Source organism: Cupriavidus oxalaticus (genome assembly GCF_004768545.1).
GTDB classification, from domain to species: Bacteria; Pseudomonadota; Gammaproteobacteria; order Burkholderiales; family Burkholderiaceae; genus Cupriavidus; species Cupriavidus oxalaticus_A.
Window position 1 is genome coordinate 3,107,286 of the sequence record NZ_CP038635.1, and the last position, 20,348, is coordinate 3,127,633.

General features: G+C 67.2%; 20 protein-coding genes and 1 tRNA gene. 7 read left to right on the forward strand and 14 right to left on the reverse strand.

Annotated elements, in window-relative coordinates:
* Window positions 1-230 precede the first annotated feature (230 nt).
* The 5 genes from ampD to E0W60_RS25255 are packed head-to-tail and all read right to left on the reverse strand — an operon-like array spanning window position 231 to window position 5,909.
* Window positions 231-851 carry a 1,6-anhydro-N-acetylmuramyl-L-alanine amidase AmpD gene (gene ampD, locus E0W60_RS25235; RefSeq protein ID WP_135705963.1) on the reverse strand — a complete coding sequence of 207 codons (621 nt, stop codon included), beginning with the start codon at window positions 849-851 and terminating at the stop codon, window positions 231-233.
* Window positions 848-2,503 (reverse strand): sigma-54-dependent transcriptional regulator, encoded by a 1,656-nt coding sequence (locus E0W60_RS25240; protein ID WP_135706314.1) that lies wholly within the window; start codon window positions 2,501-2,503, stop codon window positions 848-850. The genes ampD and E0W60_RS25240 overlap by 4 nt, the downstream gene beginning before the upstream one ends.
* A gap of 29 nt (window positions 2,504-2,532) precedes the next feature.
* On the reverse strand, window positions 2,533-4,647 hold the full coding sequence (locus E0W60_RS25245; protein WP_135705964.1) for a sensor histidine kinase: 2,115 nt from the start codon (window positions 4,645-4,647) through the stop codon (window positions 2,533-2,535).
* Window positions 4,644-4,940 (reverse strand): PP0621 family protein, encoded by a 297-nt coding sequence (locus E0W60_RS25250; RefSeq protein ID WP_133098435.1) that lies wholly within the window; start codon window positions 4,938-4,940, stop codon window positions 4,644-4,646. The genes E0W60_RS25245 and E0W60_RS25250 overlap by 4 nt, the downstream gene beginning before the upstream one ends.
* Before the next feature lie 6 nt (window positions 4,941-4,946).
* Window positions 4,947-5,909 (reverse strand): cytochrome C assembly family protein, encoded by a 963-nt coding sequence (locus tag E0W60_RS25255; protein WP_133098436.1) that lies wholly within the window; start codon window positions 5,907-5,909, stop codon window positions 4,947-4,949.
* Window positions 5,910-6,040: 131 nt separating this feature from the next.
* On the opposite strand from E0W60_RS25255, the gene ffh reads away from it, so the two are divergent.
* Window positions 6,041-7,435, forward strand: coding sequence for a signal recognition particle protein (gene ffh, locus E0W60_RS25260; protein ID WP_135705965.1), 1,395 nt, complete (start codon window positions 6,041-6,043; stop codon window positions 7,433-7,435).
* A gap of 52 nt (window positions 7,436-7,487) precedes the next feature.
* Entirely contained in the window at window positions 7,488-8,030 is a 543-nt protein-coding gene (locus E0W60_RS25265) for a hypoxanthine-guanine phosphoribosyltransferase (protein WP_133098438.1), read from the forward strand.
* A gap of 63 nt (window positions 8,031-8,093) precedes the next feature.
* Here the strand turns inward: E0W60_RS25265 and E0W60_RS25270 are convergent, their stop codons facing one another.
* From E0W60_RS25270 to E0W60_RS25285, 4 genes are all read right to left on the reverse strand, one after another.
* Window positions 8,094-8,717: a LysE family translocator gene (locus E0W60_RS25270; RefSeq protein ID WP_135705966.1), complete on the reverse strand. Its 624-nt coding sequence runs from the start codon at window positions 8,715-8,717 to the stop codon at window positions 8,094-8,096.
* Window positions 8,718-8,833: 116 nt separating this feature from the next.
* Entirely contained in the window at window positions 8,834-9,736 is a 903-nt protein-coding gene (locus E0W60_RS25275) for a 2OG-Fe(II) oxygenase (RefSeq protein ID WP_133098440.1), read from the reverse strand.
* Window positions 9,733-10,473, reverse strand: a complete 741-nt coding sequence (locus tag E0W60_RS25280) for a lytic transglycosylase domain-containing protein (protein ID WP_133098441.1) — start codon at window positions 10,471-10,473, stop codon at window positions 9,733-9,735. Before E0W60_RS25280 ends, E0W60_RS25275 begins: the two co-directional genes overlap by 4 nt.
* 5 nt (window positions 10,474-10,478) lie before the next feature.
* The gene (locus tag E0W60_RS25285; protein ID WP_133098442.1) at window positions 10,479-12,200 is read right to left on the reverse strand and encodes a proline--tRNA ligase; all 1,722 of its coding nucleotides are present in this window, start codon (window positions 12,198-12,200) and stop codon (window positions 10,479-10,481) included.
* 181 nt (window positions 12,201-12,381) lie between these two features.
* Between E0W60_RS25285 and E0W60_RS25290 the strand changes: the two genes are divergently transcribed.
* Window positions 12,382-13,044, forward strand: coding sequence for an RNA pyrophosphohydrolase (locus E0W60_RS25290; RefSeq protein ID WP_135705967.1), 663 nt, complete (start codon window positions 12,382-12,384; stop codon window positions 13,042-13,044).
* Complete coding sequence (locus E0W60_RS25295; protein WP_133098444.1) at window positions 13,037-13,618, forward strand: CNP1-like family protein; 582 nt, start codon at window positions 13,037-13,039, stop codon at window positions 13,616-13,618. The genes E0W60_RS25290 and E0W60_RS25295 overlap by 8 nt, the downstream gene beginning before the upstream one ends.
* Before the next feature lie 80 nt (window positions 13,619-13,698).
* On the opposite strand, the gene proB is transcribed toward E0W60_RS25295, so the two are convergent.
* The 5 genes from proB to E0W60_RS25320 form a co-directional block, all read right to left on the reverse strand.
* Window positions 13,699-14,817, reverse strand: coding sequence for a glutamate 5-kinase (gene proB / locus E0W60_RS25300; RefSeq protein ID WP_135705968.1), 1,119 nt, complete (start codon window positions 14,815-14,817; stop codon window positions 13,699-13,701).
* Between the two features lie 47 nt (window positions 14,818-14,864).
* Window positions 14,865-15,962 (reverse strand): GTPase ObgE, encoded by a 1,098-nt coding sequence (obgE, locus tag E0W60_RS25305; protein ID WP_133098446.1) that lies wholly within the window; start codon window positions 15,960-15,962, stop codon window positions 14,865-14,867.
* Window positions 15,963-16,074: 112 nt separating this feature from the next.
* On the reverse strand, window positions 16,075-16,335 hold the full coding sequence (gene rpmA / locus E0W60_RS25310; protein ID WP_010814747.1) for a 50S ribosomal protein L27: 261 nt from the start codon (window positions 16,333-16,335) through the stop codon (window positions 16,075-16,077).
* 39 nt (window positions 16,336-16,374) lie between these two features.
* Window positions 16,375-16,686 (reverse strand): 50S ribosomal protein L21, encoded by a 312-nt coding sequence (rplU, locus tag E0W60_RS25315; RefSeq protein ID WP_006576525.1) that lies wholly within the window; start codon window positions 16,684-16,686, stop codon window positions 16,375-16,377.
* Window positions 16,687-16,881: 195 nt separating this feature from the next.
* Window positions 16,882-17,175: a hypothetical protein gene (locus tag E0W60_RS25320; protein ID WP_135705969.1), complete on the reverse strand. Its 294-nt coding sequence runs from the start codon at window positions 17,173-17,175 to the stop codon at window positions 16,882-16,884.
* On the opposite strand from E0W60_RS25320, the gene ispB reads away from it, so the two are divergent.
* The 3 genes from ispB (at window position 17,174) to E0W60_RS25335 (ending at window position 20,285) form a co-directional block, all read left to right on the forward strand.
* A complete protein-coding gene (gene ispB / locus E0W60_RS25325) occupies window positions 17,174-18,103 on the forward strand; it encodes an octaprenyl diphosphate synthase (RefSeq protein ID WP_133098448.1) in 930 nt (309 codons plus the stop codon). The genes E0W60_RS25320 and ispB overlap by 2 nt on opposite strands.
* A gap of 92 nt (window positions 18,104-18,195) precedes the next feature.
* Window positions 18,196-18,272, forward strand: a tRNA-Pro gene (locus tag E0W60_RS25330).
* A 243-nt stretch (window positions 18,273-18,515) separates the two neighbouring features.
* A complete protein-coding gene (locus tag E0W60_RS25335; protein ID WP_133098009.1) occupies window positions 18,516-20,285 on the forward strand; it encodes an ATPase, T2SS/T4P/T4SS family in 1,770 nt (589 codons plus the stop codon).
* Window positions 20,286-20,348 lie beyond the last annotated feature (63 nt).

Genomic DNA, 20,348 nt, shown 5'->3' on the forward strand with positions numbered 1-20,348 from the left:
CAGTCTTGACAACCGTTATTTCGGGGTCGTTTCGCGGTCGGGCCGCCGCGTGCGGCAGCGCCACATGCCCGGGAGCCTAGTACACACAAGGGTTTCAGCGAAACCGTTCGCAACTGCACATTTCACAAAAATTTTTTTGATTGTTGCGAGCATGCGATAGCCCCTAACCTGCCTGGGGCATGTGTGCCAAAAAGGGGCGCACGACCATGGGGAATGACGTTACGAATTCATCACCCCGTGGTATGCCGATAGGGCAACATGCCTGGCGGCACTGCTGCACCGGCGGCGAAGCGGTCCCAGTCGAAATGCGGGCCGGGATCGGTCTTGCGCCCCGGGGCGATGTCGCTGTGGCCGGCAATCGCGCGCACCGGGTAGGCCGCCATCAGGGCCGGGACCAGGGCGGCCACGGTGTCGTACTGGGCGGGGGTGAACGGCAGGTCGTCGCAACCCTCGATCTCGATGCCGATCGAGAAGTCGTTGCAGCGCGTGCGGCCGAAGAAGTCGGACTGGCCGGCATGCCAGGCCCGCTGCGTGCACGGCACGAACTGCACCAGCTCGCCCTGCCGCGTCACCAGGAAGTGCGCGGACACCTGGACCTGGTGGATGGTGGCGAAGAACGGGTGCTTGTCCGGGTCGAGCCGGTTCTGGAAGAACGCTTCGATGTCGCCGCTGCCGAACTGGCCGGGCGGCAGGCTGATGTTGTGCAGCACCACCAGGTCCACGGGCATGCCGGTGGGCCGTTCGTCGAAATTGGGCGACGGCACGCGGCGGGCGGCGGGTACCCAGCCGTCTGCGTCTGGGAGGAAGGCACGCACCTGTGCAGGCAGATTGGGCTGGCTGGGCCTCGTCATGGCGTGCCCTCGCCCGCGCCGTCGCCGTTGTTCTCGGCCACGCCGCGGTCAGCGGCGTCCATGGCTTCGCGGATGCCAAGCTGCTGGATGCGGTAGCGCAGCTGGCGCAGGTTCAGGCCGAGCAGCGGCGCGGCAGCGGTGCGGTTGAAGTTGGTCTGCGCCAGTGCCTGCAAAATCAGTTCGCGCTCCACGGCTTCGAGCCGGGCCGGCAGGTCGATTGGGAAGACGATGCCGCGGCAGGCGCGCTCGGTGGCGTCGCCCTCGGGTTCGGGCTGGGTGGCGGGCGGTGCGGCAACCTGTGGCGCGGCAGCAGGTTCGGCCACGGCTGCGGGCGTGGGTGTCGCCGCGGGCGGCATCGGCGCCCACATGCCCGGCGCGCCCCAGGGGGCGTACTGGGTCGCAGGGACCGGTGACGCCATCGTGGGCGCGGGGGCCATCAGCCCGGCGCCGGGCGCGCCGGCATCCAGCGGGCCGAGGTCGGCCACCTCGATCTGCTCGCTCTCGGCAAAGGCGTAGGCACGCTCGAGCAGGTTTTCCAGTTCGCGGACGTTGCCCGGGAAGCGGTAGGCGGCCAGCTGCTCCAGCGCGGCCGGCGCCAGGCGCTTGGGATGCGGGTCGCCATAGCGCACCGCCAGGTGGTCCAGGATGGCGCGCGCCAGCACCGGGATGTCTTCGCCACGCTCGCGCAGCGTGGGCATGCGCAGCGCCAGCACGTTCAGGCGGTAATACAGGTCCTGGCGGAACTGGCCGGCGGCGACCATCGCGGCCAGGTCCTTGTGGCTGGCGCACATCACGCGCACGTCCACGGCATCTTCGCGGCTGGCGCCGATCTTGCGCACGCGGCGCTCCTGCAGCGCGCGCAGCAGCTTGACCTGCATGGCCAGCGGCAGGTCGGCCACCTCGTCGAGCAGCAGCGTGCCGCCGTTGGCGGCATGGAAAAAGCCGCCCCGCTCGCCATCGGCGCCAGTGAAGGCGCCTTTGACGTGGCCGAAGAACTCCGACTCCATCAGCGTCTCGGGGATGGCGCCGCAGTTGACCGCGATAAACGGGTGCGAAGCGCGCGCGCTGATCGCGTGGATGGCGCGCGCGGCGCGCTCCTTGCCGCTGCCCGATTCGCCGCTGATGACCACCGGGGCCATGCTGCGCGCCAGCCGCGACAGCGAGCGGCGCACCTCGTGCATGGCGGCGGAATGGCCGGGCAGCAACGCCGCGGCGCGGTCGGCGGCAGCGTCCGCGCCGGCGCTGCCGCCGGCATCGGCTTCGCTGCTGTCGCGCTGCTGGCGGCCGAGCGCGTTGAGCACCAGGCTGCGCAGCTGCTCCAGCGAGACCGGCTTGGCGATGTAGTCGAAGGCGCCGGCCTTGAGCGCCTCGACAGCGTTGTCGGCGCTGCCGTAGGCGGTGATGACCGCCACCGGGATGCGCTCGGGCGCGGCCGACAGCTGCCGCACGATCTCGATGCCCAGGCCGTCGCCCAGCCGCATGTCGGTCAGCACCAGGCTGTAGCGGCCCTGCGCCAGCTTCTGCCGCGCCTCGGCCAGCGAGCCGGCCAGCACCACGTCATGGCCCATGCGCCGGATGGAGATGTCGAGCAGCTCGCGCAGGTCGGCCTCGTCGTCGATGACGAGGATGGGATCGGGCGTACGGGATGGCATGGTGGCGGGTGTGGATGGGCGGACGCCGTTCATGCGACGGCCGCGTCGGCGGTCTCGATGCGCAGCGTCAGGACAAAGGCTTTGGCCGGCAGTGTATCGCGCGCAGCGGCGGCCAGCACGCCGGTGCGCTCGAGCAGCGCCGGCACCGAGACCGCGCCGTAGCGTACTTGCGCATCGTTGGCGCCGCACAGCTCGCGTGCCATGAACAGGCCCAGGCCGGTGCCCTGGGCGTTGCTGGTAAAGAAGGGTTCGAACAGGCTGCGCTGGTGCTCGCGCGAGACCTCGGCGCCGTCGTTCCAGACGATCAGCTCGGCGTGATGCTGGTCCAGCGCGTGCGCCAGCAGCCGGATCGAGCCGGGCAGCCGGCTGCAGTAGCGCCAGGCGTTGTCGAGCAGGTTGCCCAGCACCTGTTGCAACTGCGCGGCGTCGAACACCACCGGCTGGGCCACGTCGACGGTCAGGCGGATGGCGTTGGCGTTGACGTCGGCGCGGCCGGCCGGGCGGGTCTCGCCGGCGTGCGGGCGGCGCGAGCGCATTTCCAGGCGCCAGCGCTCGACGATCTCGGGCAGCGCCTGCGCCAGGTGCACGGTGCTGCGGCCGGTGCGCGGGCGGCGCGACATCTGCAGCACGTCGGACACCACCTGATCGAGCCGGCGCACGTTGTCGTTGATGATGCGCAGCAGGCGAGCGTCGATGTCGACGTCCGCGCCGCTGTCCGCCGCGCCAGGCTCCTGCCGCGCGGAATCGGCCAGCAGTTCGCTGGCCTGGCTGATCGCCGCCAGCGGGTTGCGGATCTGGTGCGCGATGCTGGCCACCAGCCGGCCCATCGCGGCCAGCTTTTCCTGCTGCACCTGTTCGGCGATGCGCTCCCAGCTTTCGATATGAACCAGCACGGTGTCGCGCATCTCGCTGCGCAGCAGCGCTTCGTCTTCCTGCGACCAGGCCATGGCCTCGTTCTGCGCAATGGCCAGGCGCAGGCGGGCGGCGGCCTCGGGCGAGAGCTCGTTCCACGCGGCGGTGTCGAGTTGCGACGGCACCGTGCGCCCCTGCGCCAGCGTCGAGCGCAACCCCGCCAGCCCCGGCAGCACGAAGCGCAGCCGCAACCGGGTGTGCTGCATGGTACCGTCGGCCAGCGCGGTGCCGGACGCCATCGGCAGCAGCTGCAGGATGCGCGGCACGTCGTCCTTGCTGCGCAGCCAGTCGCGCAGCATTTCCATCAGCGGCTGCAGGCGCGGGATGCGGCGCAGGTCGAACAGCACGGCATCGGTGCCGCCGCCACTGCCCTGCTCCGCCGATGCCCCCAGCCGGCGCGAATAGATGCGCTCATGCGCCTGCACGCCCAGCAGCACCACCGCCGCCGGGTTGGCCGCCACCACGGCGCCGTTGGCGCGCACCAGCATCACGCCGTCCTGCATGTCGTTGACCATCAGCCGGTTGACCAGCTGCTGCATGCGCAATTCCTGCTCGCGCACCAGCGCCAGCCGCTCCTGCGCGATCTGGCGGTTGGCCAGCATATACATCAGCAGCGCCGCGATCATGAACACCAGGCCGAACAGGCCCGAGCCCAGCAGCCCGGCATCGGCCTGGCGCAGCAGGATTGTGTGCATGAACGGTCCGCCCATCACCACCAGCGCGGAGATCGACGCGGCAAAGAGCGCGAACGGCAGGCTGGTGAGCGCACCGGCTTCGAGCGCGGGCAGCAGGAAGATCATGGCGAGGCCGTCGGCCTGGCCCTGGCTGGCCGGGTGGCCGATGGCGTGGAAGACCAGCGCCAGCAGCGCCAGGTCGGCCAGCACCTGCACGCGCACGCGCAGGTGGAAATGGCGGCGCCACAGCGTGCCGGCGAGCATCGCCAGCGCAATGCCAAGGTAAGGCACGGCGACCGTCATGGCCGCCGCATGTTCGACGCCGGCCATCCCGAAGGACAAATCCGGCAGCAGCGAAGGCGGCAATGACGTTGGGGCAGGCTCGCCGCGCCGCATCAGCGCGTAGCCGAGCAGCAGCAGGCCCACGGCGACGCGGGTCCAGCAGAAATAGCGCAGCAGGCGCCAGTGGAATTCGGGCGGTTCAGGCTGGCGCCACAGCTGCGCCAGGCCGCGCCAGGCATTGAGCCGCTGCCAGCCTGACAGCGCCGGCTCGATCATGGGCGCGCGCCGCCGCCGTCGGTGTGGCTGGCCTCGTCAGGCAAGTGGCTGCGGCGGCAGTAGTGCAGGCCGCGCCAGGCGATGGCCTCGCCTTGCGGCAGGTGCACGCCGCACTGGGCGCACTGGACCATCGGTTCGGCGGATTCGGTTTGCCGGGCGTTGGCGCTGGACCGGGCGGCGCTTTCGCTGGCTTGCTGCCGGGCGCGTTGCTGCGCCAGCCGCGCTTCGGCGCGGGCGCGCAGCCACCAGAAGACGCCCAGCACCACGGCCAGCAGGATCAGGATACGTGCCATGGTGTCTCAGAAACGGTGGAGGACCACTTCAATTACAAAGCGGCTGCCGACATAGGCCAGCAGCAGGATGCCGAACGAGGCGATGACCCAGCGCAGCGCCACCTTGCCGCGCCAGCCGCGGAAGATGCGCCCTGCCAGGATGCCGCCGAACATGGCCCACGAGATCAGCGCGAACACAGTCTTGTGGTCCATCCGGAAAGCGCGGCCGAACAGTTCTTCGGAAAACAGCAGGCCCGAGCCGATCGTCAGTGTCAGCAGAACGAAGCCGGCGCCGATCAGGCGGAACAGCAGCTTCTCCAGCGTCAGCAGCGGCGGCAGCAGGTCCAGCCAGCGGCCCAGCCACTGGCCGGTTTGCGCGGCCTTGCCATCGGCCGGGCGCGCCGGCGCGTGGCGGAAACCGTGCAGCCGGCGCTCGGCCAGCAGCATCAGGAAGGCATGGAACGCCGCCAGCGTGAACAGCCCGTACGCCACGTTGGCGATGATGAAGTGCAGCTTGAACAGCGGCTGCGCGGCATAGCCCAGGATCTGCGAGCCGGGAAAGGCCAGCGGCATCAGGCTGGCGACCAGCGCGACGGGGATCACGATCAGCCCCAGCCCGGCCAGCGAGAAGAAGAAGCTCTCGATCCAGTAGATGCCAACGCCCAGCCACAGCATGGCCGAAAGCGCGAAGGCAAAGCCGAACATCATGCGCTCGGCCGGGAAGATGGTTTCGTGCAGCAGCATGCCGTGGCTGGCCAGTGCCGCCAGCATCAGCACGTGCCACCAGGCGGGCCGGCCCTCGCCGTGCGCGCCGCCCGCAGGTGGCAGGGTGTTGCCGGGCCCGCCGGCGACCAGCACGGCCGAGGCCGCGCCGCCGGCCTGTCCCGCCTTGGCGGCCGTGGAGGCAACGCCGGCATGGCGCGTGGCCCAGCCGTGCCAGGCCAGGCCGCAATAGAGAAGTGCCGTCAAGGCATACAGTACAATGACCATTTGCGCAGTTTACCTTAGTGCCCACGGACGGTGGCGGCCGGTTGAACCGGTGCTCCGGCCCTGCAACCGGCACGGGTCTGCCCCGATTCCAGACCGAGCTCCTGCTCCGATATCTCCCCCCGATTCCTGCCATGCTGGACAATCTCACTCAACGCCTGGCGCGCGTGGTCAAGACCATGCGCGGCGAGGCGCGCCTGACCGAGGCCAACACCGCCGAGATGCTGCGCGAAGTGCGCCTTGCCATGCTCGAAGCCGACGTGGCGCTGCCGGTCGTGCGCGAATTCATCGCCCGCGTCAAGGAAAAGGCGCTGGGCGAGGATGTGATCACCAGCCTCACGCCGGGCCAGGCGCTGGTCGGCGTGGTCCAGCGCGAGCTGACTTCGGTCATCGGCGGCGCCGAGGCCGCCGGCGGCAATAACAAGGAAGCCGAGCTGAACCTGAACGTGCAGCCGCCCGCCATCATCCTGATGGCCGGCCTGCAGGGTGCCGGCAAGACCACAACGGTCGGCAAGCTGGCGAAGTGGCTCAAGGAAAACAAGAAGAAGAAAATCCTGACGGTCTCTTGCGACGTCTACCGCCCCGCCGCTATCGCCCAGCTGAAGACCGTTTCCGAGCAAGTCGGCGCCGACTTCTTCCCGTCGCAGCCGGACCAGAAGCCGGTCGAGATCGCCCGCGCGGCGGTGGACTGGGCGCGCAAGCACTACCACGACGTGCTGATCGTCGATACGGCCGGCCGCCTGGGCATCGACGAATTGATGATGCAGGAAATCGCCGCGCTGCACGCCGAGCTGAAGCCCGCCGAGACCCTGTTCGTGGTCGACGCCATGCTCGGCCAGGACGCGGTCAACACCGCCAAGGCCTTCAACGACACCCTGCCGCTGACCGGCGTGGTGCTGACCAAGCTGGACGGCGATGCGCGCGGCGGTGCCGCGCTGTCGGTGCGCCACATCACCGGCCGGCCGATCAAGTTCGTCGGCGTCGGCGAAAAGCTGGACGGGCTGGAGCCGTTCTTCCCGGACCGCATGGCCCAGCGCATCCTGGGCATGGGCGACATCATGGCGCTGGTCGAGGAAGCCCAGCGCGGTGTCGACATGGAAGCGGCCGAGAAGCTGGCCAAGAAGATCAAGAAGACCGGCGATTTCGACCTGGAAGACTTCAAGGCGCAGATCGGCCAGATGAAGAAGATGGGCGGCATGGCCAGCCTGGTCGACAAGCTGCCGGCGCAGTTCGCCCAGCAGGCGCAGGGCGCCAACATGGACCAGGCCGAGAAGCAGGTGGCCCGCATGGAAGGCATCATCAACAGCATGACGCCGGCCGAGCGCGCCAAGCCCGACCTGATCAAGGCCAGCCGCAAGCGCCGCATTGCCGCGGGCGCCGGCGTGCCGGTTCAGGAAGTCAACCGCTTGCTGAACCAGTTCGACCAGATGCAATCCATGATGAAAAAGCTCAAGGGCGGCGGCATGATGAAGATGATGCGCCAGATGGGCGCGATGAAGGGCGGCATGAAGGGCCTCTTCAACCGCTGAGCGCACGCTGCAGCGTTATCCGCCTCCCCCGCAAAAGGACAGGAAAGACATCATGATGAGCGCCGTACAGGCCCGCGAACTGTGGGCCAACTCCGAAGAAATCGTCTCGGCCGAGGAAGTCCAGGCATCGCTGGACCGCATGGCCGCCGAGATCACCGCCAAGATGGGCGATGCCTTCCCGCTGGTGCTGTCCGTGATGGGCGGCGCGGTGGTGTTCACCGGCATGCTGCTGCCCAAGCTGGCGTTCCCGCTGGAGTTCGACTACATCCACCTCTCCCGCTACAACAACAAGACCGTTGGCGGCGAGATGCAATGGCGCGTGGCCCCGCGCGAGTCGGTCAAGGACCGCGTGGTGCTGGTGCTGGACGACATCCTGGATGAAGGCGAGACCATGGCCGCGATCCGCGAGCGCATCATGGAAATGGGCGCCAGGGAATTCCACGCGGCGGTGCTGTGCGAGAAGACGCTGACCAAGCTCAAGCCGATGCACCCGGACTTCTGCGGCTTTGCGGTGCCGGATCGCTATGTGTTCGGGTGCGGGATGGATGCCAAGGGGTATTGGCGGAATCTGGGCGCGATCCGGGCGCTGGTTTGATTTTGACGGGCTGAGGTTTGGCCCCCCTACACTCCCCGCAGGCGGGAGTGGGGAGAAAATACATCACGCCTGCTGCGACCCCAAAATCGGCCACAGCGAAGCCAGCAGCAACACCGCCATCCCGATATTGAACGCGCGCAGCACCTTCGGCCGCGCCAGCCAGCGCCGCAGCGCCGAGCCGCATAACGCCCACATCGCCACGCTGGGCAGGTTCACCACCCCGAAGATCCCGGCCAGCAGCAGCACGTTGAGCCACAGGTTGCCGTGCAGCACATAGGTGCTGCACGCGCCCACGGCCATCACCCACGCCTTGGGATTGACCCACTGGAACGCCGCCGCGGCCCAGAAGCCCATCGGCCGCGCCACCTGCTGGTCCTGCACGCCGCCGGCCGTGGCGAGCTTCCATGCCAGCCAGACCAGGTAGACGGTCGCCACCACGCGCAGCACCTGCCAGGTCCATGGGAAGGCGTGGAACAGCGACCCCAGCCCCAGCCCGACCAGCGCCACCATCAGCGCAAAGCCGATGCTGACGCCGAGCAGGTGCGGCACCGTGCGCAAGAACCCGAAGTTCACGCCGGAGGCCAGCAGCATCGTGTTATTCGGACCGGGGGTGATCGACGACACCAGCGCAAAACCGGCAAAAGCGGCAAAGACACCGGTGCCGGCTGCGAGTTGGGATACTTCCATGACTGACTCCATGCGTTCAGGGAATCAGTCTACGGTCAGTCAACGGTACAGTACCGGTACACTTTTTCAGCAAATTGCCGATACAGGATCGATCGGCGCAATCCTGCTCGGCGCGGTCAGGCCTCGCTGCGATACGGCCGCTCGCGCAGCCACTTGGTCGCAATCCACTTCTCGCCCTCGGCGACCGGCAGGCCCGCATGCAGCGTGCGCTCGTCCAGCATGCCGTCGGGCAGCAGGTAGCTGAAGTAGACCGCATTGCCCTTTACCGGCGCCACTTCCAGCCCCAGGCGCGGGAACGCGGTGGCGCCGCCGGCCGCGGGCGTGTTCAGGTAGATCACCAGCGTGGCGATGCGCTGGCCGCCAACGGTCAGCTGGCGAGCCTCGCCCGGCCGTTGCGGATTGAAGAAATCGAAATGCGGCTGGTATTCGCCACCGGGCTTGTAGTTGAGGATCTGCAAGCCTTCGCCGTGCTCGGCCGGCACGCCGGTGACCGCGGCGATACGCGCCTCGATGCGTTCGATCAGCGCATGCTCGCCCACCTGGAACATGGCGCCCATGCTGGTGCGGGCGTCGATCAGGTTCTCGTCGCCGGTGTCGGGGTTGACCACCGGCGAGCGCGCCAGCCGGCCGCGCGACAGCGCCACCAGCGCGTCGCACTCGTCGGCGCTCAGCAGTTGCTGGTACAGCCGGATCTGCGGCGAGGCGAGCCGGAACAGGATCGGCACCTGGCGGTCGCCGCCATCGGCCACAAAGGCTGCCGCGGTGCTCCTGGCCTGAGGAGGCGCCGCCGTGCGCGCCGGCTCCGGCCTGGCCGGGCGGCCCGCGGCGACGTCCGCACCGAACGCTGCCGCCACGGCCCGGCGCGCAAAGCCGTCGTCATAGCCCGAACGCAGCATCGACAGCACCAGCGCATCGGCCGCAAAGCCCTGCGCGATATGCCGGGCCAGCCATTGCTCGAGTTCGGGCGAGGATTCGGTATAGCCGGCCCTGCCGCCGGCATCGGATGCTTCGCGGATCATGACGGGTTGGCGACGCGGCGCGGCGAGAAAGGATTGCGTTCCGGCGGATCCGACGGCAGCGCACGGGGGGCGCGCGCCGGCGCATTGTCCGGTTCGCCGGCAACGGTGACCGAAGCTTCGGAATACTGCCAGCGCTTCCACGCCGCCAGTACGGCATTGGGATACTCGGGGCGGCCGCGGCTGCCGTTGTAGCGGCCCAGCGCCAGGTACAGGTCGCCCTGCTCGCGGTCGAGGTAGTAGCGCAGGATGGTGCAGCCGTAGCGCAGGTTGCTCTGCAGGTGGAACAGCTTGCGCGGGTCGCTGTCGCCGATGGCGCGGACCCAGAACGGCATCACCTGCATCAGCCCGCGCGCGCCGGCCGAGCTGATCGCGTACTTGCGGAAATTGCTCTCGACCTGGACCAGGCCCAGCACCAGCGCGGGTTCCAGCCCGGCGCGCTTGGCCTCGTAGTAGGCGACCTCGATCAGTTCCACGCGCACCTGCGGCTCGGGGATGCGCGTGGCCAGGCGCGAAGACATTTCGCCCAGCCACTTCAGGTAAGCCAGGCGCTCGCCGCCGGATGCAAAGACCGGCCGCGTGGGCCGGTCGTCTGCAATCGCCGCGGCCAGCGCGCCGCGCACGGAATCTGCCAGGTCTTCTTCCTTCTGCGCGCCGGCATGCGCGGCCGCCGCGGCCAGCGCCAGCAGCAGCCCGCCGGCAAGGCGGCGGGCGGCGGGCATTGCGCGTGCGGCGCGCATCGGGCTCAGTTCGCCAGCTGGTTGCGCACGTGGCTGACCACGTCGGCCACGCTGACCGGGGTGGCCTGCGCGTCTCGCCGGCCCTGGTACTCGACCTTGCCTTCCTTCAGGCCGCGGTCGCCCACCACCACGCGGTGCGGCACGCCGATCAGTTCCCAGTCGGCGAACATCACGCCCGGACGCTCGCCGCGGTCGTCGATGATGACGTCGACACCGGCAGCCAGCAGCTCGGCATGGATGCGGTCGGCCTCGGCCTTGACGGCCTCGGAGCGGTCATAGCCAACCGGGCAGATCACCACCTCGAACGGCGCGATCGCCGCCGGCCAGATGATGCCGCGTTCGTCGAAATTCTGCTCGATCGCGGCGCCCAGGATACGGGTGACGCCGATGCCGTAGCAGCCCATCTGCATCGGCTGGGTCTTGCCGTTCTCGTCCAGGAAGGTGGCGTTCATCGATTCCGAGTAACGCGTGCCCAGCATAAACACGTGGCCCACCTCGATGCCGCGGCAGATCTCCAGCGTGCCCTGGCCGTCCGGCGAGGCATCGCCCGCCACCACGTTGCGCAGGTCGGCGACGATCGGCTCGGGCAGGTCGCGGCCCCAGTTGACGCCGGTGAAGTGGTAGTCGCGGTAGTTGGCGCCGCAGACAAAGTCGCTCATGTTGGCGACGGTGCGGTCGGCCACCACCTTGACCGGCTTCTTCATGTCGATCGGGCCGAGATAGCCCGGGGGCGAGCCGAAGGCGTCGACGATCTCGTTCTCGGTGGCAAAGCGGAAGTCGGCCAGCCCCGGCACCTTGGAGGCCTTGACCTCGTTCAGCTCGTGGTCGGCGCGGATCAGCAGCAGCCAGATCTGGGCGCCGGCTTCGCTGTCCGTGGCCAGCACGATCGACTTGACGTTGGTCTCCAGCGGGATGCTCAGGAATTCGGCAACCTGCTCGCACTTGACCTTCTCCGGAGTGAAGGTCTTGACCAGGTCTTGCTTCGGCGCGGCGCGCTCCGCCAACAGCGGCAGCGCCTCGGCGGCCTCCATGTTGGCGGCGTAGGCCGAGGTCGGGCAGTAGACGATGGCGTCTTCGCCGGTATCGGCGATCACATGGAATTCATGCGAACCCGAACCGCCAATGGCACCGTTGTCGGCCGCCACCGCGCGGAACTCAAGCCCGAAGCGGCTGAAGATGCGCACGTAAGCGTCGTACATGTTCTCGTACGACTTGCGCAGGCCGTCGGTGTCGCGGTCGAAGGAATAGGCGTCCTTCATGGTGAACTCGCGCCCGCGCATGATGCCGAAGCGCGGCCGGCGCTCGTCGCGGAACTTGGTCTGGATCTGGTAGAAATTGAGCGGCAGCTGCTTGTAGCTGCGGATCTCGCTGCGGGCGATGTCGGTCACCACCTCTTCCGAGGTCGGCTGCACGGCGAAGTCGCGCTCATGGCGGTCCTTCAGGCGCAGCAGTTCGGGGCCCATCTTGTCCCAGCGGCCGGTCTCCTGCCACAGCTCGGCCGGCTGGATCACCGGCATGGACATTTCCACCGCGCCGGCGCGGTTCATTTCCTCGCGCACGATGTTCTCCACCTTGCGGATCACGCGCAGCCCGATCGGCATGTAGGTGTAGATGCCGGCGCCCAGCTTCTTGATCATGCCGGCACGCATCATCAGTTTGTGCGACACGATTTCCGCGTCGGCGGGCGCTTCCTTGAGGGTGGAAATGAAGAATTGCGAGGCTTTCATCCGTAGCTTTCTCTCGAGGCCGCAACGCCTGCCCGGCGAATTCCGGTAGCGGCGGCACTGAATTGTCGCGCACGCGCCTGAAACTGCCCTTCTGCTCGGGAAAACCAGCATCCCCCCGCCAGAGCCCAGCTGCGCGCTTCCTTTATAATCAGCGTAATTCTAAAGGATTCGAGGTGCAGTCATGCTCGATCGTGAAGGCTTTCGCCCGAACGTCGGCATCATCCTCCTCAACGCACGCAACGAGGTTTTCTGGGGCAAGCGCATCGGCGAACACTCCTGGCAGTTTCCGCAAGGCGGCATCAAGTACGGCGAGACGCCGGAACAGGCCATGTACCGCGAACTGCATGAGGAAACCGGCCTGCTTCCGGAGCACGTCAGGATCGTAGGTCGCACACGCGACTGGCTGCGTTACGAGGTGCCGGACAAGTTCATCCGCCGCGAGATCCGCGGCCACTACAGGGGCCAGAAGCAAATCTGGTTCCTGCTCCGCATGGCGGGCAGGGACTGCGATATCCACCTGCGCGCCACCGACCATCCGGAGTTCGATGCCTGGCGCTGGAGCCACTACTGGGTGCCGCTGGAGGCGGTGATCGAGTTCAAGCGCGATGTCTACCAGATGGCGCTGACGGAACTGTCGCGCTTCCTGAACCGGCATCCGCGCGTGCCGCTGAGCCCCTATGGCACGCATGCGCACGGCCGCCATGGAGGCGGCCAGCGCGGCATCCCGCCCCCGGTCGCCGGCCAGTCGTCAAGGCCTGCCGCGGCCGACTGCGGCGGCGCGGCAGCACAAGAAACTGTTTCGCCGGCGGCGCCGGTTACCAACTCACGGAGTACTGATGACTAGTTGCACCGGCCCGGGCTGCCGCGGCGGCCTGACCGCTGCCGGCCTGCTGCTTGCCGCCGCCACGCTGGCGCTGGCGGGCTGCAAGACCACCGGCAAGGAGATGGCGGAAGAAGAAAGCACCTGGCTCAGCCCCTTCGCGCCCAAGACCTTCGAGGAAGCCAAGGCGATGCTGCCGGCGCCGCCGCAGGATGCCAACCTGGTGCCGTTCTCGGTGTCCGGCACCGGCACGCTGTCGTTTGCGGTGGACAGCAAGTCGGTTTCGGTGGGCAAGGACAACGTGGTGCGCTACACCGTGGTCACCACCAGCCAGAGCGGCGCCCGCAACGTGACCTTCGAAGGCATGCGCTGCGACGCCTTCGAGCGCAAGCTCTACGCCACGCTGCCCAAGGGCGCCACCGAATGGGTGCCCAACACCAGCGGCTACGGCGAGACCTGGCATCGCATGGAAACCGGCGTGCGCAACGCCTATGCTGCCACGCTGGCCATCGAGTTCTTCTGCCAGGGCCGCACGGTGGCCGGCAAGCCGGAGGACATGGTGCGCGAGCTGCAATCGCGCGCGCCCAGCCGCCGCTGAGGCGGGCGGCATCGGCATAAAAAAACGGCGGGACTGCCTGGCAGTTCCGCCGTTTTTCTTTGGCTGTTTTCGGTCGCCGCTCAGACCAGCACGAGGTTGTCGCGGTGGATCAGCTCGGGCTCGTTCAGGTGGCCCAGCACCGACTCGATCTCCGACGAAGGCTTGCGCGCGATCAGGCGCGCCTCGGCGCTCGAATAGTTGGTGATACCGCGCGCCACTTCCTTGCCCTGCGGATCGACACAGGCGATCACCTCGCCGCGGGCAAATTCGCCCTGCACCTCGACCACGCCGATCGGCAGCAGCGACTTGCCGCCGTCGGTCAGCTTCTCGACCGCGCCGTTATCGATCACCACGCGCCCGCGCAGCTGCAGGTGGTCGGCCATCCACTGCTTGCGCGCGGTGAGCCGGCCGGTCGGCGCCAGCAGCTGGGTGCCGATGGCCTCGCCCGCGGCCAGCCGCTCGAGCACGCTGGCCTCGCGCCCGGAGGCGATGGTGGTGTGCGCGCCGGACTTGGCGGCGCGCTTGGCCGCCAGGATCTTGGTCAGCATGCCGCCGCGCCCGATCGAGGTACCGGCGCCACCGGCCATCGCCTCCAGTTCGGGCGTGCCGGCCATGGCCTCGTCGACGAACTGCGCCGCCGGGTCCTTGCGCGGATCGGCGGTGTACAGGCCGCGCTGGTCGGTCAGGATTACCAGCGCGTCGCCTTCGATCAGGTTGGTGACCAGGGCGCCGAGCGTGTCGTTGTCGCCGAACTTGATTTCGTCGGTAACCACGGTGTCGTTCTCGTTGATGATCGGCACCACGCCCAGCGACAGCAGCGTCAGCAGCGTGGAACGCGCGTTCAGGTAGCGCTCGCGGTCGGCCAGGTCGGCGTGGGTCAGCAGCACCTGCGCGGTGCGGATGCCGTAGCGCGTGAACTGGCTTTCATAGACCTGCGCCAGGCCCATCTGGCCGACGGCGGCGGCGGCCTGCAGCTCGTGGATTTCCTTCGGCCGGCGCACCCAGCCCAGGCGCTGCATGCCTTCGGCGATGGCGCCGGAGCTGACCAGCACCACTTCCTTGCCCGCCACGCGCAGCCTGGCGATCTGCGATGCCCAGCGGGCGATGGCGTCGTGGTCCAGTCCCTTGCCATCGTTGGTGACCAGGCTGGAGCCGACTTTGACGACGATGCGCTTTGCCTGCGCGATGACCGATTGCATGGCGGGAATCCTGTCTCCGGAATTCGTTTCAGACCGTTGGGTTTTGATTATGCCTCGCGCTCGTCCTGGTCGACGTTGTGCAGCCGATCGTCCAGACGGATGTCCGGTTCGGCCAGCGCCGCGGCCTCTTCGGCCTTGATCGCCGCCAGATGGTCCTTGATCGCGTAGATCAGCTCGCGGCAGCCTTCGCCGGTCAGCGCCGAGATCTGGAACACCGGGCCCTTCCACTTGTAGCGCTTGAGGAAGTCCTTGACCCGTGCGGCACGCTCGTCCTCGGGCACCATGTCGAGCTTGTTCAGCACCAGCCAGCGCGGCTTGTCGTGCAAGTCCTCGTCGTACTTCTTCAGCTCGTTGACGATGGCCTTGGCCTCGGCGACCGGGTCGACCGCCTCGTCGAACGGCGCCAGGTCGACGATATGCAGCAGCAGGCCGGTGCGCTGCAGGTGGCGCAGGAACTGGTGGCCCAGGCCCGCGCCCTCGGCCGCGCCTTCGATCAGGCCCGGAATGTCGGCGACCACGAACGACTGCTCATGGTCAACGCGCACCACGCCCAGGTTGGGATGCAGCGTGGTGAACGGATAGTCCGCCACCTTGGGGCGCGCGTTGGAAATATGCGAAATGAAAGTCGACTTGCCGGCATTGGGCATGCCCAGCAGGCCGACGTCGGCCAGCACCTTCAACTCGAGCTTGAGCATGCGGCGCTCGCCCGGCTTGCCGTCCACCTGCTGGCGCGGCGCGCGGTTGGTACTGGACTTGAAATGCAGGTTGCCCCAGCCGCCCATGCCGCCTTCGGCCAGGCACACGCGCTGGCCATGCTCGGTCAGGTCGGCGATGACCTCGCCGCTATCCATATCCGTGATCAGCGTGCCGACCGGCATGCGCAGCGTGATGTCGTCGCCAGCGGCGCCATAGCAGTCGGAGCCACGGCCGTTTTCGCCGTTCCTGGCCACGTGCTTCTTGGCGTAGCGGAAGTCGATCAGGGTATTGATATTGCGGTCCGCCTGCGCGAACACGCTGCCGCCACGGCCGCCGTCGCCACCATCCGGGCCGCCGAAGGGCACAAACTTCTCGCGCCGGAACGAGGCGCTGCCATTGCCGCCGTTGCCGGCGATGGCTTCGATTCGGGCTTCGTCGATGAACTTCATGATGGGTTTTCCGTGATGGGATCGGCAGATCGGGGGCCGGCGTAGTTTACTTCGCCAGAAAAGAAAAAGCCCCGCAAGCGTTGCGGGGCCTTTCATCCTGCAAAGGCTGTTATCAGGCCGCCGGGACGACGCTGACTTGCTGCTTCTTGGCAGGGCCCTTGACGGCGAACTGCACGTGGCCGTCAACCAGGGCGAACAGCGTGTGGTCCTTGCCCACGCCGACGTTGTCGCCGGCATGCACGCGGGTACCGCGCTGGCGGATGATGATGCCGCCGGCGTTGATGGCCTGGCCACCAAACACCTTCACGCCCAGACGCTTCGATTCGGAATCACGGCCGTTCCGCGTGGAACCGCCGCCTTTTTTCTGTGCCATGTCTTACTCCTGTCGCTTTACCGGATTACGCTCGATCGATCAGGCAACGATCGCTTCGATGCGCAGTTCGGTGTAATTCTGACGATGGCCCTGACGCTTCTGGTAGTGCTTGCGACGGCGCATCTTGAAGATCTTCACCTTGTCGTGACGACCCTGGGAGATAACGGTAGCCTTGACGGAAGCCCCGCTAACCAGCGGCGTACCAAACTTGATTTGGTCGCCGGCGCCCACTGCGAGCACCTGGTCGAGCGTGATTTCTGCGCCAATGTCTGCCGGTATCTGTTCTACTTTCAGTTTTTCGCCAGCAGCAACCTTGTATTGCTTGCCGCCGGTTTTTACGACCGCGTACATTGTCGAACCTCTCGGATGTGAATAAAACGCCGAAACCGCGCGATGCGGCCCGGTTATCTCCCACCGGCAAGGACCCGCAAGGCGAGCGACTACCGGAGGAAACCGGGAATTGTAAACGAGATCGGGGAAAACTGCAAAGAAAACAGGCACATAGCCTGTGAGCGGCGCGGTCGGCACAATCGGCGGCCGCCCAGCTCAGGTCAGATCGGCGAGAAGGAACCCCGCCAGTGCGGCAAACGCCACCCACCACGCGGTGCGGCGCAGCTGGCGACGGGATACGGGCTTGTCCATGTCCGCATTATAGTTGCGCCGGTCACCGACGCCGCTGCGCGCATACCCTGAGCCGCCTACCTGCCCACCCGCGGCAAGAATGCGGGGCATGCGTAGAACGCCGCGTGCTTCGCATATAATCGTCCGGTTTTGCGTAACGGTGATCATCTTGTCCCAGCCTTCCGCCACTGCCTTGCTTGCCCCGGTCGCTGCAGACATGCGCGCGGTTGATGCTGTCATCCGCCAGCGGCTGTCTTCCGAAGTCCCCCTGATCGAACAGATCGGTGAATACATCATCGGTGCCGGCGGCAAGCGCCTGCGCCCGGTGATCCTGCTGCTGACGGCGCGCGCGCTGGGTTATGACGGCAACCGGCACCACGAGCTGGCCGCCGTCGTCGAGTTCATCCACACCGCCACGCTGCTGCACGACGACGTCGTCGACGAATCCGAGCTGCGCCGCGGCCGCGACACCGCCAACGCGGTGTTCGGCAATGCCGCCAGCGTGCTGGTTGGCGACTTCCTCTACTCGCGCGCGTTCCAGATGATGGTCGATGCCGGCAGCATGCGCATCATGGAGATCCTGTCCAACGCGACCAACGTGATCGCCGAGGGCGAAGTGCTGCAGCTGCTGAACATGCACGATCCGGATGTCACCATCGAGCGCTACCTGCAGGTGATCCGCTACAAGACCGCCAAGCTGTTCGAGGCCGCCGCCCAGCTGGGCGCGGTGCTGGCCGGCGCCGACGCGCAGATGGAAGAAGCCGCCGCCGAATACGGCCGCCGCATCGGCACCGCCTTCCAGCTGATCGACGACATGCTGGACTACACCGCCAGCGCCGAGCAGATGGGCAAGAACGCCGGCGACGACCTGCGCGAAGGCAAGCCCACGCTGCCGCTGCTGCATCTGCTGGAGCACGGTACCGCGGAGCAGCGCCAGCTGGCGCGCGACGCCATCGTGCAGGGCGGCACCGAGCACTTCGACGCGGTCTTCGCGGCCATCCACGCCAGCGGCGCGCTCGAGGTCACCTTCGAGGCCGCGCGCCAGGAAGCGGAAGCCGCCGAGCGGGCCGCGCAGCAATTCCCGGATTCCGCGCTGAAGGAAACGCTGATCCAGCTCTGCGCGTTCTCGCTGCAGCGGCAGTCGTAAGGGATGCTTCACCCCTCTTCCATTTCAGGAAAAACGCTGTTATAGTTACCTTCTTTGCTGCTGACGCCCAGCGACGGCAAGCAAAAACAAATCGGGGTGTAGCTTAGCCTGGTAGAGCGCTACGTTCGGGACGTAGAGGCCGGAGGTTCGAATCCTCTCACCCCGACCAGATTTAAGAAAAAGCCGAATCAACGAAAGTTGATTCGGCTTTTTGTCTTTCTGCCCTCCCGATCCTCATGGCCACCCCTGCCCCCGCGCAAGTAGGGTTGCGCCCGTGTCGCGCAAACGCAAACACGTCCCGCCATCGCCTTTACAAAAAGTGACCCCAGCGGCAAACTGCCCCGATCCCAGGACGTGAACCGTATCGTCCGTCCGTGGCCGGCGGCCACTGTCCAACCACTGCGCACCTGTCATGACACTCGGACTTGCCCTGGCCCAGAGCCGGCGTATCGCGCCCGCCCTGCTTGCTCAGCTGGAGCAGGCCGCCCGTGAAAAGCAGTCGCAGCTGATCGACGAGATCGTCGGCAGCGGCACCATGAGCGCGCACGACCTGGCGGTGTTTGCCGCGGACAAGTACCAGCTGCCGCTGCTCGACCTGAACCAGTACAACCTGACCAAGGTGCCGCCGGGGCTGGCGGGCAACCGCGAATTCCATGCGCACCGCCTGCTGCCGCTGGGCCGCCGCGAAAACCGGCTGGTGCTCGGGCTGTCCGATCCGTCCAACCAGGCCGGCCTGGACGCGATCAAGGAAAAGTACAAGGTGCCGGTCGAAGCGGTGGTGGTCGAGCACGACAAGCTGATGAAGCACGTGCGCTCCGCCGGCGAGGCGCTGGGCACGCTGAAGAACATCTCGCCGGTGCAGGCCGAGCGCAAGATGATCGAGTACGACCCGGTGGCGGCCGCCGGCGCGCAGCGCAACCGCACTGCCGCCGATGCCATCGACGACGCGCCCGTGGTGCGCTTCCTGCAGAAGCTGCTGACCGAAGCCTTCCACCGCGGCGCGTCCGACCTGCATTTCGAGCCGTTCGAGACCTTCTACCGGATCCGCTTCCGCGTGGACGGCGTGCTGCAGGAGGTGGCAAGGCCACCGCTGGATATCCGCGACAAGATTGCCACCCGCATCAAGGTGCTGTCCCGGCTGGATATTTCTGAAAAGCGCGTGCCGCAGGACGGCCGCATGAAGCTGCTGATCGCGCTGCCCAAGGATCCGAAGGACAACAAAGACAGCAAGGACGCGAAGGATCCCAAGGACAAGGACGCCAGGGAAACGGTCGAGAAAGCCGTCGATTTCCGCGTCTCGACGCTGCCGACGCTGTTCGGCGAGAAGATCGTGATGCGGATCCTGGAATCGTCGACCGACAAGCTCGACATCGACCAGCTCGGCTACGAGGCGCAACAGAAGGCGCTGCTGCTGGACGTGATCAAGCGTCCGTACGGCATGGTGCTGGTGACCGGCCCCACCGGCAGCGGCAAGACGGTGTCGCTGTACACCTTCCTGAACCTGCTGAACCAGGGCGACATCAATATCTCGACCGCAGAGGACCCGGCCGAAATCCAGCTGCCCGGCATCAACCAGGTCAACGTCAACGACAAGGCCGGCCTGACCTTTGCCGCGGCGCTGCGTTCGTTCCTGCGGCAGGATCCGGACGTCATCATGGTCGGCGAAATCCGCGACCTGGAAACCGCCGATATCTCGATCAAGGCCGCGCAGACCGGCCACCTGGTGCTGTCGACGCTGCACACCAATGACGCCCCCACCACGCTGACGCGGCTGATGAACATGGGCGTGGCGCCGTTCAACATCGCTTCCAGCGTGCTGATGATCACGGCGCAGCGGCTGGCGCGCCGGCTGTGCACATGCAAGCGCGCCGGCGAGCTGCCGCGCGAGACGCTGCTGGATGCCGGCTTTCGCGAACACGACCTGGACGGCAGCTGGCAGCCCTACCATCCGGTCGGGTGCGAGCGCTGCAACGGCAGCGGCTACAAGGGCCGCTGCGGTATCTACCAGGTCATGCCGATCACCGAGGCCATGCAGCAGATCATCCTGTCGCACGGCACCGCCCTGCAGATCGCCGAGCAGGCGCGCAAGGATGGCGTGCTATCGTTGCGCGAAGCCGGGCTGCTGAAGGTCAGGGCGGGCGTCACGTCACTCGAAGAGGTGCTGGCGACCACGAATACGTAGCAACTGAGTCAAGTCACAACGTAAATACAAGACGTACCAGAAGCGTCATTTACACCGGGGGTC

Excerpts from the sequence above, each read along its gene's own strand:
- E0W60_RS25265 (WP_133098438.1), top strand. The coding sequence starts at position 7,488 with ATGATGAGCGCCGTACAGGCCCGCGAACTGTGGGCCAACTCCGAAGAA.
- E0W60_RS25285 (WP_133098442.1), bottom strand. The coding sequence starts at position 12,200 with ATGAAAGCCTCGCAATTCTTCATTTCCACCCTCAAGGAAGCGCCCGCC.
- proB (WP_135705968.1), bottom strand. The coding sequence starts at position 14,817 with ATGCAATCGGTCATCGCGCAGGCAAAGCGCATCGTCGTCAAAGTCGGC.
- obgE (WP_133098446.1), bottom strand. The coding sequence starts at position 15,962 with ATGAAGTTCATCGACGAAGCCCGAATCGAAGCCATCGCCGGCAACGGC.
- rpmA (WP_010814747.1), bottom strand. The coding sequence starts at position 16,335 with ATGGCACAGAAAAAAGGCGGCGGTTCCACGCGGAACGGCCGTGATTCC.
- ffh (WP_135705965.1), top strand. The coding sequence starts at position 6,041 with ATGCTGGACAATCTCACTCAACGCCTGGCGCGCGTGGTCAAGACCATG.
- E0W60_RS25255 (WP_133098436.1), bottom strand. The coding sequence starts at position 5,909 with ATGGTCATTGTACTGTATGCCTTGACGGCACTTCTCTATTGCGGCCTG.
- ispB (WP_133098448.1), top strand. The coding sequence starts at position 17,174 with ATGCGCGCGGTTGATGCTGTCATCCGCCAGCGGCTGTCTTCCGAAGTC.
- E0W60_RS25245 (WP_135705964.1), bottom strand. The coding sequence starts at position 4,647 with ATGATCGAGCCGGCGCTGTCAGGCTGGCAGCGGCTCAATGCCTGGCGC.
- E0W60_RS25275 (WP_133098440.1), bottom strand. The coding sequence starts at position 9,736 with ATGATCCGCGAAGCATCCGATGCCGGCGGCAGGGCCGGCTATACCGAA.
- E0W60_RS25290 (WP_135705967.1), top strand. The coding sequence starts at position 12,382 with ATGCTCGATCGTGAAGGCTTTCGCCCGAACGTCGGCATCATCCTCCTC.
- E0W60_RS25280 (WP_133098441.1), bottom strand. The coding sequence starts at position 10,473 with ATGCGCGCCGCACGCGCAATGCCCGCCGCCCGCCGCCTTGCCGGCGGG.
- E0W60_RS25270 (WP_135705966.1), bottom strand. The coding sequence starts at position 8,717 with ATGGAAGTATCCCAACTCGCAGCCGGCACCGGTGTCTTTGCCGCTTTT.
- E0W60_RS25320 (WP_135705969.1), bottom strand. The coding sequence starts at position 17,175 with ATGTCTGCAGCGACCGGGGCAAGCAAGGCAGTGGCGGAAGGCTGGGAC.
- rplU (WP_006576525.1), bottom strand. The coding sequence starts at position 16,686 with ATGTACGCGGTCGTAAAAACCGGCGGCAAGCAATACAAGGTTGCTGCT.
- E0W60_RS25250 (WP_133098435.1), bottom strand. The coding sequence starts at position 4,940 with ATGGCACGTATCCTGATCCTGCTGGCCGTGGTGCTGGGCGTCTTCTGG.
- E0W60_RS25240 (WP_135706314.1), bottom strand. The coding sequence starts at position 2,503 with ATGCCATCCCGTACGCCCGATCCCATCCTCGTCATCGACGACGAGGCC.
- ampD (WP_135705963.1), bottom strand. The coding sequence starts at position 851 with ATGACGAGGCCCAGCCAGCCCAATCTGCCTGCACAGGTGCGTGCCTTC.
- E0W60_RS25335 (WP_133098009.1), top strand. The coding sequence starts at position 18,516 with ATGACACTCGGACTTGCCCTGGCCCAGAGCCGGCGTATCGCGCCCGCC.
- E0W60_RS25295 (WP_133098444.1), top strand. The coding sequence starts at position 13,037 with ATGACTAGTTGCACCGGCCCGGGCTGCCGCGGCGGCCTGACCGCTGCC.